17 protein-coding genes are annotated in these 13,391 nt (G+C 66.3%); 5 read left to right on the forward strand and 12 right to left on the reverse strand.

Annotated elements, in window-relative coordinates:
- Positions 1–33: 33 nt before the first annotated feature.
- Positions 34–1,617, forward strand: coding sequence for a PTS transporter subunit EIIC (locus ACNO8X_RS19765; RefSeq protein WP_418002374.1), 1,584 nt, complete (start codon positions 34–36; stop codon positions 1,615–1,617).
- Positions 1,618–1,641: 24 nt separating this feature from the next.
- Here ACNO8X_RS19765 and ACNO8X_RS19770 read toward each other — a convergent pair whose 3' ends face one another.
- Positions 1,642–2,310 (reverse strand): PadR family transcriptional regulator, encoded by a 669-nt coding sequence (locus tag ACNO8X_RS19770; protein WP_418002375.1) that lies wholly within the window; start codon positions 2,308–2,310, stop codon positions 1,642–1,644.
- A gap of 60 nt (positions 2,311–2,370) precedes the next feature.
- Positions 2,371–2,904: a TetR/AcrR family transcriptional regulator gene (locus tag ACNO8X_RS19775; protein ID WP_418002376.1), complete on the reverse strand. Its 534-nt coding sequence runs from the start codon at positions 2,902–2,904 to the stop codon at positions 2,371–2,373.
- A gap of 142 nt (positions 2,905–3,046) precedes the next feature.
- Here ACNO8X_RS19775 and ACNO8X_RS19780 point away from each other — a divergent pair, with 142 nt between their 5' ends.
- On the forward strand, positions 3,047–4,261 hold the full coding sequence (locus tag ACNO8X_RS19780) for a cytochrome P450 (protein WP_418002377.1): 1,215 nt from the start codon (positions 3,047–3,049) through the stop codon (positions 4,259–4,261).
- 22 nt (positions 4,262–4,283) lie between these two features.
- Here ACNO8X_RS19780 and ACNO8X_RS19785 read toward each other — a convergent pair whose 3' ends face one another.
- The 4 genes from ACNO8X_RS19785 to rplS all read right to left on the reverse strand — a co-directional run bounded on the left by ACNO8X_RS19785 (position 4,284) and on the right by rplS (position 6,611).
- Positions 4,284–4,589, reverse strand: a complete 306-nt coding sequence (locus ACNO8X_RS19785) for a DUF2469 domain-containing protein (protein WP_003893809.1) — start codon at positions 4,587–4,589, stop codon at positions 4,284–4,286.
- 92 nt (positions 4,590–4,681) lie between these two features.
- Entirely contained in the window at positions 4,682–5,365 is a 684-nt protein-coding gene (locus ACNO8X_RS19790; RefSeq protein WP_418002378.1) for a ribonuclease HII, read from the reverse strand.
- A gap of 9 nt (positions 5,366–5,374) precedes the next feature.
- A complete protein-coding gene (gene lepB / locus ACNO8X_RS19795; protein WP_418002379.1) occupies positions 5,375–6,226 on the reverse strand; it encodes a signal peptidase I in 852 nt (283 codons plus the stop codon).
- Between the two features lie 43 nt (positions 6,227–6,269).
- A complete protein-coding gene (rplS, locus tag ACNO8X_RS19800) occupies positions 6,270–6,611 on the reverse strand; it encodes a 50S ribosomal protein L19 (protein WP_133762512.1) in 342 nt (113 codons plus the stop codon).
- 319 nt (positions 6,612–6,930) lie between these two features.
- On the opposite strand from rplS, the gene ACNO8X_RS19805 reads away from it, so the two are divergent.
- The gene (locus ACNO8X_RS19805) at positions 6,931–7,851 is read left to right on the forward strand and encodes a serine hydrolase (RefSeq protein WP_418002380.1); all 921 of its coding nucleotides are present in this window, start codon (positions 6,931–6,933) and stop codon (positions 7,849–7,851) included.
- A 5-nt stretch (positions 7,852–7,856) separates the two neighbouring features.
- Here the strand turns inward: ACNO8X_RS19805 and trmD are convergent, their stop codons facing one another.
- From trmD to ACNO8X_RS19835, 6 genes are all read right to left on the reverse strand, one after another.
- Positions 7,857–8,546 (reverse strand): tRNA (guanosine(37)-N1)-methyltransferase TrmD, encoded by a 690-nt coding sequence (gene trmD, locus ACNO8X_RS19810; protein ID WP_418002381.1) that lies wholly within the window; start codon positions 8,544–8,546, stop codon positions 7,857–7,859.
- A 5-nt stretch (positions 8,547–8,551) separates the two neighbouring features.
- The gene (gene rimM / locus ACNO8X_RS19815; RefSeq protein WP_418002382.1) at positions 8,552–9,079 is read right to left on the reverse strand and encodes a ribosome maturation factor RimM; all 528 of its coding nucleotides are present in this window, start codon (positions 9,077–9,079) and stop codon (positions 8,552–8,554) included.
- A gap of 2 nt (positions 9,080–9,081) precedes the next feature.
- Positions 9,082–9,324, reverse strand: coding sequence for an RNA-binding protein (locus tag ACNO8X_RS19820; RefSeq protein WP_003881089.1), 243 nt, complete (start codon positions 9,322–9,324; stop codon positions 9,082–9,084).
- Positions 9,321–9,791 carry a 30S ribosomal protein S16 gene (gene rpsP, locus ACNO8X_RS19825; protein ID WP_029105754.1) on the reverse strand — a complete coding sequence of 157 codons (471 nt, stop codon included), beginning with the start codon at positions 9,789–9,791 and terminating at the stop codon, positions 9,321–9,323. The genes ACNO8X_RS19820 and rpsP overlap by 4 nt, the downstream gene beginning before the upstream one ends.
- A 262-nt stretch (positions 9,792–10,053) precedes the next feature.
- The gene (locus ACNO8X_RS19830; RefSeq protein ID WP_418005967.1) at positions 10,054–10,485 is read right to left on the reverse strand and encodes a nuclear transport factor 2 family protein; all 432 of its coding nucleotides are present in this window, start codon (positions 10,483–10,485) and stop codon (positions 10,054–10,056) included.
- Between the two features lie 75 nt (positions 10,486–10,560).
- Positions 10,561–11,391: a LysR family transcriptional regulator gene (locus ACNO8X_RS19835; protein ID WP_418002383.1), complete on the reverse strand. Its 831-nt coding sequence runs from the start codon at positions 11,389–11,391 to the stop codon at positions 10,561–10,563.
- 78 nt (positions 11,392–11,469) lie between these two features.
- Here ACNO8X_RS19835 and ACNO8X_RS19840 point away from each other — a divergent pair, with 78 nt between their 5' ends.
- Together ACNO8X_RS19840 and ACNO8X_RS19845 are read left to right on the forward strand one after the other, a co-directional pair.
- Positions 11,470–12,495, forward strand: a complete 1,026-nt coding sequence (locus ACNO8X_RS19840) for a DMT family transporter (protein ID WP_418002384.1) — start codon at positions 11,470–11,472, stop codon at positions 12,493–12,495.
- The gene (locus ACNO8X_RS19845) at positions 12,419–13,297 is read left to right on the forward strand and encodes a D-alanyl-D-alanine carboxypeptidase family protein (RefSeq protein WP_418002385.1); all 879 of its coding nucleotides are present in this window, start codon (positions 12,419–12,421) and stop codon (positions 13,295–13,297) included. Before ACNO8X_RS19840 ends, ACNO8X_RS19845 begins: the two co-directional genes overlap by 77 nt.
- Positions 13,298–13,391: the final 94 nt, after the last annotated feature.

Consider the following 13,391-nt stretch of genomic DNA (forward strand, 5'->3'; position numbering starts at 1 on the left):
GCGGCGTTTCTGCGGCAGAAGAGGGTCCCGCACATGAGCAGCACACCGAAAATTACAGGTGCGCAGGAGAAGTCGGGCGTGCGCGTTCCCGGCTTCGCGCAGTTGCAGCGGCTCGGCAAGAGCCTCATGCTGCCGATCGCGGTGCTGCCCGCGGCAGGAATCCTGCTCCGGCTGGGTCAAGACGATCTATTGGGCAAGATCAAGGCTCCCGTCATCGGGCCGTTCTTCCACGCGATGAGCGCTGCCGGTGACGCGATCTTCAGCAACCTCCCGCTGTTGTTCGCCGTCGGTGTCGCCATCGGATTCGCCAGGAAGGCGGACGGTTCGACAGCACTGGCCGCCGTCGTCGGATACCTCGTGGTGCAAGCGGTGTTCAAGACCATGTCGCCCGTCGTGCTCGCCGGCGAGGTCGACAAGGCCGGCGCCCAGGCCCAGATCAACTACAGCGTCTTCGCGGGAATCGTGGTCGGCTTGCTCACCGCGTGGCTCTTCGACCGCTACCACACCATCCAATTGCCCTCCTACCTAGGATTTTTCGGGGGCAGGCGGTTCGTCCCGATCGTGGTGTCAGTCACCTGCCTGTTCCTCGCGTTCGCGATGAGCTACTGCTACCCGTTCTTCGACGCGGGCCTGACCGGCCTCGGCAAGTTCATCGGCGGCTCGGGCGCCCTTGGCGCCTTCGTGTACGGGTTCGCCAACCGCATGCTGATTCCGCTCGGACTCCATCACATCCCGAATTCGTACGTGTGGTTCCTTTACGGCGACTATCAGACTCCCGACGGCCACGTCGTCACCGGCGAACTCACCCGCTTCGCCGCGGGCGACCCGACAGCGGGCATCTTCACGTCGGGGTTCTACCCGGTTCTGATGTTCGGGCTGCCTGCCGCAGCCCTGGCGATGATCCATGTGGCGAACAAGAAACAGCGGAAGGTCGCCGTCGGCATCCTGTCGGCGGCGGCGCTGACGGCGCTGCTGACCGGCGTTACCGAGCCACTCGAATTCGCGTTCATGTTCGTGGCGTTCCCGCTCTACGTCATCCATGCGGTGCTGACGGGGCTGTCACTGGCGATCGCGTATCTGCTCGACATCCACCTGGGCTTCTCGTTCTCCGCCGGGCTGGCCGACCTTCTCCTCTACGGCACGGCCCCGGCCGCGAAGAACATCCCACTGCTGCTCGGCATGGGCGTTGTCTTCTTCGTCGTCTACTACGTGCTGTTCCGATTCGCCATCACCAAGTGGGACTTGCGGACACCGGGACGGGAACCGGAAACCGAATTCGAGGCGCAGGAGCAGGCGAACCTCGGAGAGGGTACGGACTCCGCCACCGCGGTGGTCGTCGGCGGCGCCGCGACCGCGACACTGACCGCGCCGGCGGCCACGGTGACCGCGAGCAGGGCAGAGCAAGTGATCGCGGCGTTCGGCGGCCGGGAAAACCTCGTCAACGTCGATGCATGCATCACCCGCCTGCGCATCGAAGTCGCCGACAAGGGCAAGGTGGATCAAGACCACCTGAAAAGGCTTGGTGCCGCGGGTGTCATCGAGGTCGGCAACAGTGTCCAAGCGGTTTTCGGCACCGACGCCGAGGCCATGAAGAACGACATCGTCGACATCCTCTAGCGACGCCCCGCGGGAATCCCCGGGCTAGCTGTCGTGACGCCCCTGAACTTCGCGTTCGACCTCGCGCCATAGGCCAGGCATCGAACGCGGCATGCCCGCAACACCTTTCGCTGCGGTCTGCAGCACCGCGTCGGCCTCGTCGATGTCCTTCATCAGCTCGAGTGCCATCTCCCGCTCGGCGGCGTAGTACTTGGCCGCCCAGCGCAGCGCGATCACCGAATAGGCCCACACCGGCTGGGCCTTGGCACCGTCGGAGTCCTCGGCGGCCTGCCGCTCCATGGCCTCGCAATAGGCGACATGCTGCTCCAGCAGCTCGCGCAGCCGGGTCGGGTTGCTCAGATGGCCGAACGTAACCCGCAGCAGCACACTGTGTTTGAGTACCGGAGGGTCGACGGGCGCGTTGTTGGTCCAGTCGGTCACGGCGGCCATACCGGCCTCGGTGATCCTGTACAGGCGACGCGTGCGCAGGCCCTCGTCCTGTTCGACGCGGGACTCGAGATAGCCAAGTCCCTCAAGCTTTTTCAGCTCGGTGTAGATCTGGCTGTAGGACGGGCTCCAGTAGTAGAAACCGACGCTCCAGTCGATCCACTTCTTGATGTCGTAGCCGGTGATTTCCTCTTCGTACGACAACATGCCGAGCAGCGTCCAACTCGTCGCTGCCAGCGACGGTTTGCTCGGCGGCTTGGTTGCCATCTGCTTAGCCTAACAATCTATTGCCGCAAAGGCCCTAGTCATGACCGCCTGTCGGGATAGTCACTTCCGGCCCACCGGCCCGGCTACCGCGGCCACATACCGGCGTACCACCAGCTCTTCGGCCTTTTCGTCGGCCAATGGCCAGCACAGCAACGACAGCACAACCCGCACGATCCAGTCCGCGAGAAGCGGATCCGCGACCCCGGACAGCTCGCCCGCCGCCTGCGCCAGGCGCAGCGAATCGAAGTCGACCAGGGCTCCCGAACGCACCAAACCAGAGGCCAGTGGGTCCGCCCGGACCACCCGGACAGCCGACAGCACCGCGGCCGCGACCCGCTCCGGCCCGGTTTGCCCGGACACCGCCTGGGCGATCTCCTGCCCGACCCGCATGATCGCGCGGGCCAACACCCCGTCGCGCAGCGCCTGCTTGCCGCCGACGTGCCGGTACACCGTGGCGCGCGAACAGCCCACGCTCGCGGCGACCTCGTCGATGTTCAACCGGTCCAGGCCGTGGGCAGCAGCGCTGGCCGCCGCGGCGGCATAGATGCGTTCGACGCCCGCGTCGCGGCGATCGGCGCCGATCAGCCAGTCCATACTTGTGATACTAAACTAGAAATGTGTCTCGTCGCGAGACGATTTTTCCGGAATCGTCCGCATCGCCGCAGCTCGTCGACCGTGCGTGAGACAGCCCGAAATTGTCCTTGACATGCGGTTTCCGGCAACCAAAGCTCAAGGCGTGCAACTAGTTTCAGACCTACTCAGCCCGTCCACGCTGGACGATCCGTATGCCTGTTATGCGCAACTGCGGGTCGCCGGACCGGTGCACCGGGTGGCCGGCACCGATTTCTACCTGGCCACCACGTGGGATGCCGTGCAGGAGGCAGTCAGCCGCCCGGAGGACTTCTCCTCAAACCTGACCGCCACACTGGTGAATGACGGAACCCAGGCTGGGTCTTCCAAACCGGGGACCTTCGACATGGGCGGCGTCGACACCGCAGGACATGTACTCGCCACCGGCGACGACCCGCGGCACGCGCACGAACGCAAACTGGTGCTGCCGGCCCTGGTGGCCAAACGGATCCGCGCCCTCGAGCCGGCGATCGCCGACATCGCGCGTCAACTCTGGTTCGACGCAGCGGTGGACGGCCGCATCGAGTGGATGTCCGCCATCGGCGACCGACTGCCGATGACGTTGGTGGCCAGGCTCATCGGGCTGCCCGACGACGACGTGCCGCAGCTGGTGCAGTGGGGCTACGGCAGCACCGAACTGCTCAGCGGCGTCTTCGATCTCGAGCACATCGGCACCGCGGTCGAGACGTCGACGCAACTCGCCGGCTACCTGTACACCAAGTTCGCCGAAGCCCAGGCGAACCCCGGCGACGACCTGCTCGGCGACCTCGCCCGCGCGGTGGCCGACGGCTCCATCGCAACCGAGGTGGCGGTGCTGATGCTGATCCAACTGGTCGGTGCCGGCGGCGAATCCACGGCCGGGTTGATGGGCAACGCAGCCCGACTGCTCGCGACCCAGCCCGACGTCCAGGAACAGGTGCGAAACGACCCGCAACTGGTGCCCGCTCTGCTGGAGGAGACGCTGCGGCTGGAGTCGCCGTTCCGCAACCATCACCGGCACATCCGGACCGACACCACGCTGGCCGGTGTGCCGCTGCCCAAAGACGGTCACCTGCTGCTGCTCTGGGGCTCGGCCAATCGCGACCCGGCCGCGTTCGACGACCCCGACCAGCTGCAGCTGGACCGGCCGAACCTACGCAATCACCTGGCGTTCGGGAAGGGTCTGCACTTCTGCGTCGGTGCGGCGCTGGCCCGCACGGAAGCCCGCATCGGGATCACCACACTGCTCGAGGCCACCAACTGGTTCGAGCTGGCCGACGCCGAATGGGTGCCCAGCCTCATGGTGCGCCGGCACCGGCGCCTCGAGCTGCGCTACCGCTGACCCATCAGCGGTGCCGCCGGGGTTACTCGGGCAGGCGCAGTTCGGGCTTCTCGACCTCTTCGATGTTGACGTCTTTGAAGGTGATGACCCGGACCTGCTTGACGAACCGCGCCGGCCGGTACATGTCCCAGACCCAGGCGTCAGCCAGGCGCAGCTCGAAGTAGACCTCGCCGTCGGCGTTGCGCGGGATCAGCTCGACGCTGTTGGCCAGGTAGAAGCGGCGTTCGGTCTCCACGACGTAGCTGAACTGCCCGACGATGTCCTTGTACTCGCGGTACAGCGAGAGCTCCATCTCGGTTTCATACTTCTCGAGATCCTCGGCACTCATCGGCACAGACTCATCAGGTCAGCGGTCCTTCTGTTTACTTGGTTTTGCAGAGCCATGTCTTGTTCGGATTGGCGACTAGTTCCCATTTTTCCCTACCCGGATCGGCAGCGCTGCCCTATCGCCGGGTTGGCAGCCAGCTTGCGCACATTGGCGAACGAGAACCGGTGCTCGGGGCACGGGCCCAGCTCGGCCAGCGCCGCAGTGTGCGCGGCAGTGCTGTAACCCTTGTGGACCGCGAACCCATAGCCGGGGTGTACGGCGTCCATCTCCACCATCAGGCGGTCGCGACTGACCTTGGCCAGCACGCTGGCCGCGGCGATGCACGCGGCTGCGGCGTCCCCGCTGACCACCGGCAGCGACGGCACCGACAGGCCCGGTACCCGGAACCCGTCGGAGAGCACGTAGCCCGGCCGCATGGGCAGGCCCGCGACGGCGCGGCGCATGCCTTCGATGTTCGCGATGTGCACCCCGCGCCGGTCCACCTCGACCGACGGGATGAACACCACGTGGTACGCCAGCGCGTAGCGCCGGATCAACGGGAACAAGCGTTCCCGTTCAGCTTCGTTCAGCTTCTTCGAATCATCAAGGGCCGCCAGGCTTTCCAGCCGGTTCGGCCCCAACACACAGGCCGCGACGACGAGCGGACCGGCACAGGCCCCGCGGCCGACCTCATCGACCCCAGCCACCGGCCCCAGCCCGCCGCGGTACAGCGCGGACTCCAAGGTACGCAGGCCCGCGGACTTGCGGATCACCGTGCGAGGTGGCCAAGCGGGCACTGAAGAAACCTATTGACCGGTCTGCGGATTGACCGTGACCACACCGCCCCAGCGCGACGGCGGCCACGCGATGAACCGGGCCTTCCCGATCACATTGGCCACCGGCACTGTGCCCGCGATCGGGTCTCCGGTGCACATCAGCGCGTTGATGGCGTCGTCCGGCGTGTTCGTGCAGTGGGCGCGCGAATCGGCCGAGTGAGTGCGGTTGTCCCCCATCACCCAGAGCCGCCCGTCCGGCACCTTCACCGGGCCGAACTCGTTGCCGAGGCAGGGGTCGGTCGCCGGGTCGACCATCATCGTCGCCGGGTCCAGGTACGGCTCGTTGAGCTTCTTGCCGTCGACCGTCAAGCCGGTCGAGTTGCGGCACTGCACCGTTTGTCCACCGACCGCGATGACGCGCTTCACCAGATCGTTCTCATCGGGCGGTACGAAGCCGACGACCGAGAGCGCGTTCTGGATCCAGCGCATGGTCGGGTTGTCCGAACGGATCGACTTGTAGCTGATGTTCCAGTTCGGCGGGCCCTTGAAGACCACGACGTCGCCGGGCTCGGGCGTGCCGAACCGATAGGTCAGCTTGTCGACCATGATCCGGTCACCGACGCAGCCACTGCAGCCATGCAGTGTGGGCTCCATGGACTCCGATGGAATCAGGTACGGCCGCGCGACGAACGTCAGCACGAGGTAATACAGCAGCACCGCGGTGACGACGAGGACGACGCCTTCGCGCAGCGCAGCCAGCTTCGACTTCGGCTTTTCATCGGCCTCGTCGGCCGTGCCAGCCGCGTCGGCGGTCGCTGTCGTGTCGGCGTCGTCCGTCGTCGGACTGTCCGAGGTGCTGCTGTCTTCGCTTGGGCCGGTCACGGCACCAGGCTAGTCAGTTCGGCGGAAAAATCGCCGGACAGACTCAGCGCTTTTCCTTGATCTTGGCCTTCTTGCCACGGAGTTCGCGCAGGTAGTACAGCTTGGCGCGACGGACGTCACCGCGGGTGACGACGTCGATGTGGTCGATGTTCGGCGAGTGCACCGGGAAGGTCCGCTCGACGCCGACGCCGTAGCTCTCCTTGCGGACGGTGAAGGTCTCACCGATGCCGCCACCCTGACGACGGATCACGACGCCCTTGAACACCTGGATGCGGTGCTTGTTGCCCTCGATGACCTTGACGTGGACGTTGAGGGTGTCGCCGGCGTTGAAGGCCGGGATGTCGTCGCGCAGCGACGCCTGATCGACGAAGTCCAGCGTTTTCATCGGTGACACTTCCTTGCTAACTCGCGGGCCACATCCGCCGGACGCCATGCGGCGCGGCGGAAAAGCCATTCTCTTTACGGACGTACTTGGGCGGATGCCGCAGCGGGCGGGGACACATCCGAAACAGACGCCGACCCCGCGCCCAGCGCGGACAACTGCTCAATTGTGCCAGACCGCCGCCGGGTGACGAAATCGTGACCCCATCGGGGCCGATGCAGCAGACATCACATGCGGCACGGTCACAGACGTCACACCCAACACAGCTTTACCCGTTAGGCTGAACAACCAGAATTTTATCCATCGTGATGCTAGGAGACCAATGCGCCCGCAGCAGTTGAAGCTGCTGACCATCACCGCTGCCACGGCAACGGTGATGCTCACAGCCGGTTGCGAGGCGAAGGTCTACGGGGCCGCGCCGCCGAACCGGATCGCGCTGACCGTCGTGCCGGTCGTCACCGCACTGGAGATGCCGGAGGCCCCGGCGGCCGAACCCGCTGCGGCCCTGGCGGGTCTCGACGCCCGCGAACGCAGTGCCACCACCGATGCCGCGGCAGCCGGCGCGTCGATCAGCGCCGCGGTGCTCGATCGCGACACCGGCCAGCTGATCGCCACCGGCAACACGTCCGCTATGCCCATCGCGTCGGTCGCCAAGCTGTTCATCGCCGACGATCTGCTGCTGCAGGAGGCCAAGGGCCAGATCGAGCTCACCGCCGCCGACCGCCAGTCGCTGGACACCATGCTGCGGTCGTCCGACGATTCCGCGGCCGAGGTCTTCTGGAACCGCAGCGGCGGCAACAGCGTCGTCAGCCGCGTCGCGGCCCGCTACGGGCTGACCGGGACGTCGGTGCCCTACGACGGCAAGTGGTGGAACACCATGAGCACCACGACCGACCTGGTGCACTACTACGACCAGCTGCTGAACGGCACCGGCGGATTGCCCCCGGAGCGGGCCAGCATCATCCTGGCCAATCTGGCCGCGTCCACGCCGTCGGGCGCCGACGGCTACCCGCAGCGCTTCGGCATTCCCGACGGCCTGTACGGCGAACCGGTTGCGGTGAAGCAGGGCTGGATGCCGGAGTGGAACGGCAACAACTGGATGCACATGTCCACCGGCGTGGTCGGCGCCGACCGCCGCTACGTCATCGCAATCGGCTCGTTGCAACCCACCGATGACGCTACGGCACGCACCACGATCACCAATGCCGTCAAGACGATGTTCCCGAGCGGGCGGATCAGCTAGATCAGTTAATCGGACAGCAGGTCCGGGCGGCGCTCCCGCGTCCGCTGCAGGCCCTGCTCGCGGCGCCAAGCGGCCACCTTGGCATGGTCCCCCGACAGCAGCACCGGAGGCACCTCGAGGTCACGCCAGACCGGTGGCCGGGTGTAGCTCGGCCCCTCCAGCACTCCCCCGACGTGCGCGGAATGCGAATCATCTTGGTGCGACACCGGATTGCCCAGCACGTCGGGCAGCAACCGCACCACAGCTTCGATCATCACGAGCGCGGCGGACTCACCGCCGGGCAGCACGTAGTCACCGATCGACACCTCTTCGACCCGCATCCGCTTGGCCGCATCGTCGGCGACCCGCTGGTCGATGCCCTCGTAGCGGCCGCAGGCGAACACCAGGTGCTTCTCGCCCGTCCAGCGGTGCGCATGCTCCTGCGTGAACAACCGGCCCGCCGGCGTCGGGACCACCAAAACTGTTTCAGGCGTACAGATTTCATCGAGAGCGGCGCCCCAGATCGGCGCTTTCATCACCATGCCGGGTCCGCCGCCGTACGGGGAATCGTCCACCGACTTGTGCACGTCGTGCGTCCAGTTCCGCAAGTCGTGCACACCGAGTTGGACTGTGCCATTGGCGATCGCCTTGCCCGGCAAGGACTGCTGCAACGCATCGAGATACGCCGGGAATATGGTGACGACGTCAATCCGCATGAGAGTCAGTCCAACTCGAGCAGACCGTCGGGCGGATCGATCTCCACCAGACCGTCGGCCAGCGACACCGTCGGCACCATGTGGGTGACGAACGGCACCAGCACCTCGGCACCGGATTCCGTTCGGATGGAAAGCAATTCGCCACCCGGAGTGTGCAGCACCTCGGCCACCACACCGATCTCGACGCCGTCAACGGTGCGGACCTTGAGGCCCTCGAGTTGGTGGTCGTAGAACTCGTCGGGCTCATCGATGGGCGGCAGGCTGGCGGAGTCCACCAGAAACAGGGTGCCGCGCAACGCATCTGCCGCGTTGCGGTCGGTCACGCCTTGAAGGCGCACCAATAGCCGGCCGCCGTGCTCCCGCGCCGTTTCGACGACATAGGTGCGTTCGGGGCCAGGATTCCGGGCTCCCGGCTTGCCACGCAACGATGATCCCGGCGAGAAACGCTCGCCGGGATCATCGGTACGTACTTCGACGACTACCTCGCCGCTGATGCCGTGCGCCTTGACGACGCGGCCGACCACGAGGTCCATATTTATTGGTCGGTGTCCACCACGTCGACGCGGATACCCCGGCCACCGATACCGGCAACCAGAGTCCGCAGCGCAGTGGCCGTACGGCCGCCGCGCCCGATGACCTTGCCCAGGTCGTCGGGGTGCACGTGCACCTCGACGGTGCGACCGCGGCGGCTGGTCACCATGTCGACCCGGACATCGTCAGGGTTGTCGACGATTCCGCGGACGAGGTGCTCTACGGCGTCGACGACGACGCTGCTCATTCGGCGGGCGCTTCGGCCTCGGCCTCGGTGGCCTCAGCAGCCTCGGTCTCGGCAGCAGCCTCAGCTGCCTCTTCCTTCTTGTCCTTGCGCTTCTTCAGCGTCACGGCCTCGCCACCGGGGGCGGCGTCGGCGTTGGCCAGCGCGGCGTTGAACAGGTCCAGCTTGGAAGGCTTGGGCTCCTTGACCTTCAGGGTGCCCTCGGCGCCCGGCAGGCCCTTGAACTTCTGCCAGTCACCCGTGATCTTCAGCAGGGCGGCGACCGGCTCGGTCGGCTGTGCGCCGACGCCCAGCCAGTACTGCGCGCGCTCCGAATCGATCTCGATCAGGCTCGGCTCTTCCTTCGGGTGGTACCGGCCGATGACCTCGATGGCGCGGCCGTCGCGGCGGGTGCGCGCGTCGGCGACGATGATGCGGTACTGGGGGTTGCGGATCTTGCCAAGCCGGGTGAGCTTGATCTTGACAGCCATGTTCTGCACTTCTCCTGATGATTGCCACGCTGCAATTCAGCGACTCGGGCGGATTGCCCGGTCCGGTCTTGCCTCACGTGTGTGACCGCCGCGCGACGCATTGAACGAGTCGCGGACAGACAGCCGACCATTCTGCCAGAGCAGCCGCGACCGGCCCAAATCCGGCCCCGGCGCCGCCGACTCGGCCTGGGGGTACCTCCCGCTTGCGGGGGATTATCACACGGATTCGCGAGGATCCCGTGTCACAACTGGCCGCTCGGCGTCAGACGACGCGGTCGAAGCACTTGGTCTCGACGCGGCGCGTCATGCGCCAGCCCTCGGCGGTACGGAGGAACTCGTCTTCGTACCAGAGACCGCAGAACAGCACCTGACTCTGCGTGTCGGCATTCGCGGCCGGCAGCACCATCGGGTTGAAACAGATGGTGCGCGATTTGGCGGTGTCACCGGTGATGGTGACGTCGAAATTGCCGAGCATGTGCGCATAGGCCGGGAAATTCGGCAGCACCTGCGCCAACCAGTCCTTGACCTCGGGGAAATGCCCGTCGATACCGCCCATCGCGCGGTAGTCGATGTAGGCGTCGGGCGTGAAAACCTGGGCCAGATCATCGAATCGGCGCGTGTCGATGGCCGTCGAGTACGCGACCAGCAGTTGTTGGATTTCCAGGCGGTCCGAGATCTCCTCGAGGCTCAGCATGCTCCGATTGAACACCACGGGCGCGCGGAAGGGCTGCATAGTCGCGCTCCCCAGACCCTGCCGTTGGTCAGACCGCTATGGCGCCGCCCGGTCGGCGAGCGCAATGCGGAGCGAACCGACCAGCGTTGCCCTCGCGCGCTCGTCGACCCGATGACTCAGAGCGAGATACAGCTCCACGTTGGGAATAGTGGGGAGGTCCTCCACCCGGTGTAGTCCGTGTGGGATCGGTCCGGTGCGCGGGAGCGCCGTGACACCGGCACCGTTGCGGACGGTGGTCAGCACGGACGCCAGATTCGAACACTCCTTCACCACCCGGTGCCGACGCGTACCCAGGGCTGCGATCGCCAGATCGCGTACTGCGCAAGGCCTTTCGAACAGCACGACGTTATCCCGAGGTGCATCGTCAACACCGACCCACTGCAGCGGCAGCGACGCCACCGATTGACTGCCCCGGCTGGCCTGATTGAGCATCAAGGCAACATCCGCGCGCGAGTCATCGGCAAGCCGACGTACTTGGGCGCTGCGCGTGAGGCGCAGCCGGATGTGTTTGTCGGGGAACACTCCAGCCAGCACGTTCGTCACGGTTGGTACGAGATATTCGGCTGCGTGCTCGGTTGCGGCGACGAGCAATTCATCCGGTTGCGGACCGCGCAACGACTGAACCGCTTCGTCGTGTTCCTCGAGAATCAGCCGCGCACGAATTGCCAGCTCCTCACCGTCGCTGGTCAGCCCGATACCGCGACCCTGGCCCACGACGAGTCGGCACCCGAGTTCCCGTTCCAACCGGCGCAGGTGCCCGCTGACCGCGGCGGGCGACAAGTACAACGCCGCAGCGGCCCGGCGTACGCCGGAGAACGCGACCACGGCGACAAATGACCGCAGTGCCGCGATATCGAGCGTCGCCATGTCCGCAGTCTGCCACGTCATTGTTCACAAAGCTTGAACAATATGGAGTTGGCCTGGGAACGTCGACAAGCTCAACGCATGGACCACAAGCATCTGTCGATCAGGCTCGCTGCGCCCACGGTGCTGTTGTATGCCGCGGGCTATCCGATCGGGGCCGCCACCGTGTCGGTGATGTCGCCGTTCCTGGTGATCGTGTTGAGGTTTGCCGCGTCTGCGGTGGTCCTGTGGGCAATCCTTGCCGTCCGGCGACAGCCGCTTCCAACCCGGACCCAGGTCGGGCACGCCATCATCGCGGGACTGCTCACCCAGGGTGTCCAATTCCTGAGCCTGTACTGGGGTTTGGCTCACAGCGTGTCAGCCGGCCTCGCGTCGTTGGTGATAGCGCTGAACCCGGTTGTGACCGCCGCATTGATGGCTGCGCTGCTGGCTCATCGAGAATCCCGAAGAGGAGTTGCGGCGCTCGTCCTGGCAACCGCCGCTGTCCTACTGGCCTGCGCGCCGAAGATCGTGCAGGACCACGACGCAGGATTCCCGATCATCGCCGTTGTGATCGCGATGGCGGGCCTCTCCGTCGGCGGCATCTATCAAGGCAGGCACTGTGCCGGAGCCGATCCGATGGCCGTCACAGCGATAGGGCTGACTGCCTCCACCCCGTTGGCGGGCATCGCCGCGGCATCGGCACCGATGACGTGCACGGACTGGCCACGCGCGATCACACTGCTCGCAATCATGGTGGTGGTCTCGTCGGTGGGGGCAACAACGCTGTACGCCGTCTGCATCAAACAGTCGGGGGCGCGCGCCGCATCCATCTTGTTCGCGGTCATCCCTGCCGCTGCCAGCGTCATGGCCTGGATCACGCTGGGTGATCGGCTGTCGGGGCTGACCGTGTGCGGCCTGGTTCTCGGCGCCGCCGCGTGCACCCTGCAGGCTCGTACCGCATCGCACGCACCGCGCCCGCCCGGCGCCGGGGCCAACGAGTCGCGGCGGATCGGCACCGTCCAGGTTCGACCAGTAGGCTGCTGGCCCCATGGGAAGGTTCGTAACCGCCGTCATGGCGGCCCTGACGCTCGTGCTCCTCGTCGCGTCGCCGACGGCGGCCGCTGACCCCGACATCCAGCCGGCCGGCACCATGCCGATTCCGGCGGGACCGGCCCCGGCCTGGATCGTCGCCGACATGGATTCGGGCCAGATTCTCGCCGGCCGCGACATGGACCTGCGGCATCCGCCCGCCAGCACCATCAAGACGCTCCTGGCGCTGACCGCGCTCGGCGAGTTGCCGAGCCTGGACGCGACCGTCGTCGGCACGGTCGCCGACACGCAGGTCGAGTGCAACTGCGTCGGCATCGTCCCCGGACACGTCTACACCGCCCGCCAATTGCTGGACGCGGTGCTGCTGGCCTCGGGCAACGACGCCGCCAACGCCCTGGCGGACATGATCGGCGGCTACGACGCCGCGGTCACCAAGATGAACGCGAAGGCCGCCTCCATCGGTGCCGTCGACACTCATGCCGCCACTCCGTCCGGTCTGGACGGTGCCGGTGGGTCGGGCTGGACCACACCGCGCGACCTGGCCATCATCTTCCGCGCCGCCATGGCCAACCCCTACTTCGCGCAGATCACCGCGCAGCCCGCCGCGACGTTCCCGGGCAAGAACGGCAACGAGCAGATCGTCAACGAAAACCAGTTGCTGCAGCGCTACCCGGGCACCATCGGCGGCAAGACCGGATTCACCGACGCCGCCAAGAAGACCTACGTCGCCGCCGCCGACCGCGGTGGCCACCGACTGGTCATCGCGATGATGTACGGCATGGTCCACGAAGGTGGTCCGACCTATTGGGATCAGGCCTCCGCGCTACTGGACTGGGGCTTCGCGCAGGACCGCTCGGTCAGCGTCGGTTCGCTGTAGGCGAGCGGAGCGACGGGAAATACACGGGTAACCGATACCCGACCGGAATCTCGGCGCGAGCTGATCGCAGCCTGGCGTCCGTAGCGTCGGCGCT

Origin of the sequence: Mycobacterium sp. PDNC021 (assembly GCF_048282635.1) — a bacterium.
GTDB classification, from domain to species: Bacteria; Actinomycetota; Actinomycetes; order Mycobacteriales; family Mycobacteriaceae; genus Mycobacterium; species Mycobacterium llatzerense.

Bases quoted from the DNA above. Each gene is read 5' to 3' on its own strand.
- ACNO8X_RS19765 (WP_418002374.1), top strand. From the start codon at position 34: ATGAGCAGCACACCGAAAATTACAGGTGCGCAGGAGAAGTCGGGCGTG.
- ACNO8X_RS19770 (WP_418002375.1), bottom strand. From the start codon at position 2,310: ATGGCAACCAAGCCGCCGAGCAAACCGTCGCTGGCAGCGACGAGTTGG.
- ACNO8X_RS19775 (WP_418002376.1), bottom strand. From the start codon at position 2,904: ATGGACTGGCTGATCGGCGCCGATCGCCGCGACGCGGGCGTCGAACGC.
- ACNO8X_RS19785 (WP_003893809.1), bottom strand. From the start codon at position 4,589: ATGAGTGCCGAGGATCTCGAGAAGTATGAAACCGAGATGGAGCTCTCG.
- rplS (WP_133762512.1), bottom strand. From the start codon at position 6,611: ATGAAAACGCTGGACTTCGTCGATCAGGCGTCGCTGCGCGACGACATC.
- ACNO8X_RS19805 (WP_418002380.1), top strand. From the start codon at position 6,931: ATGCGCCCGCAGCAGTTGAAGCTGCTGACCATCACCGCTGCCACGGCA.
- trmD (WP_418002381.1), bottom strand. From the start codon at position 8,546: ATGCGGATTGACGTCGTCACCATATTCCCGGCGTATCTCGATGCGTTG.
- rimM (WP_418002382.1), bottom strand. From the start codon at position 9,079: ATGGACCTCGTGGTCGGCCGCGTCGTCAAGGCGCACGGCATCAGCGGC.
- ACNO8X_RS19820 (WP_003881089.1), bottom strand. From the start codon at position 9,324: ATGAGCAGCGTCGTCGTCGACGCCGTAGAGCACCTCGTCCGCGGAATC.
- rpsP (WP_029105754.1), bottom strand. From the start codon at position 9,791: ATGGCTGTCAAGATCAAGCTCACCCGGCTTGGCAAGATCCGCAACCCC.
- ACNO8X_RS19830 (WP_418005967.1), bottom strand. From the start codon at position 10,485: ATGCTGAGCCTCGAGGAGATCTCGGACCGCCTGGAAATCCAACAACTG.
- ACNO8X_RS19835 (WP_418002383.1), bottom strand. From the start codon at position 11,391: ATGGCGACGCTCGATATCGCGGCACTGCGGTCATTTGTCGCCGTGGTC.
- ACNO8X_RS19840 (WP_418002384.1), top strand. From the start codon at position 11,470: ATGGACCACAAGCATCTGTCGATCAGGCTCGCTGCGCCCACGGTGCTG.
- ACNO8X_RS19845 (WP_418002385.1), top strand. From the start codon at position 12,419: ATGGGAAGGTTCGTAACCGCCGTCATGGCGGCCCTGACGCTCGTGCTC.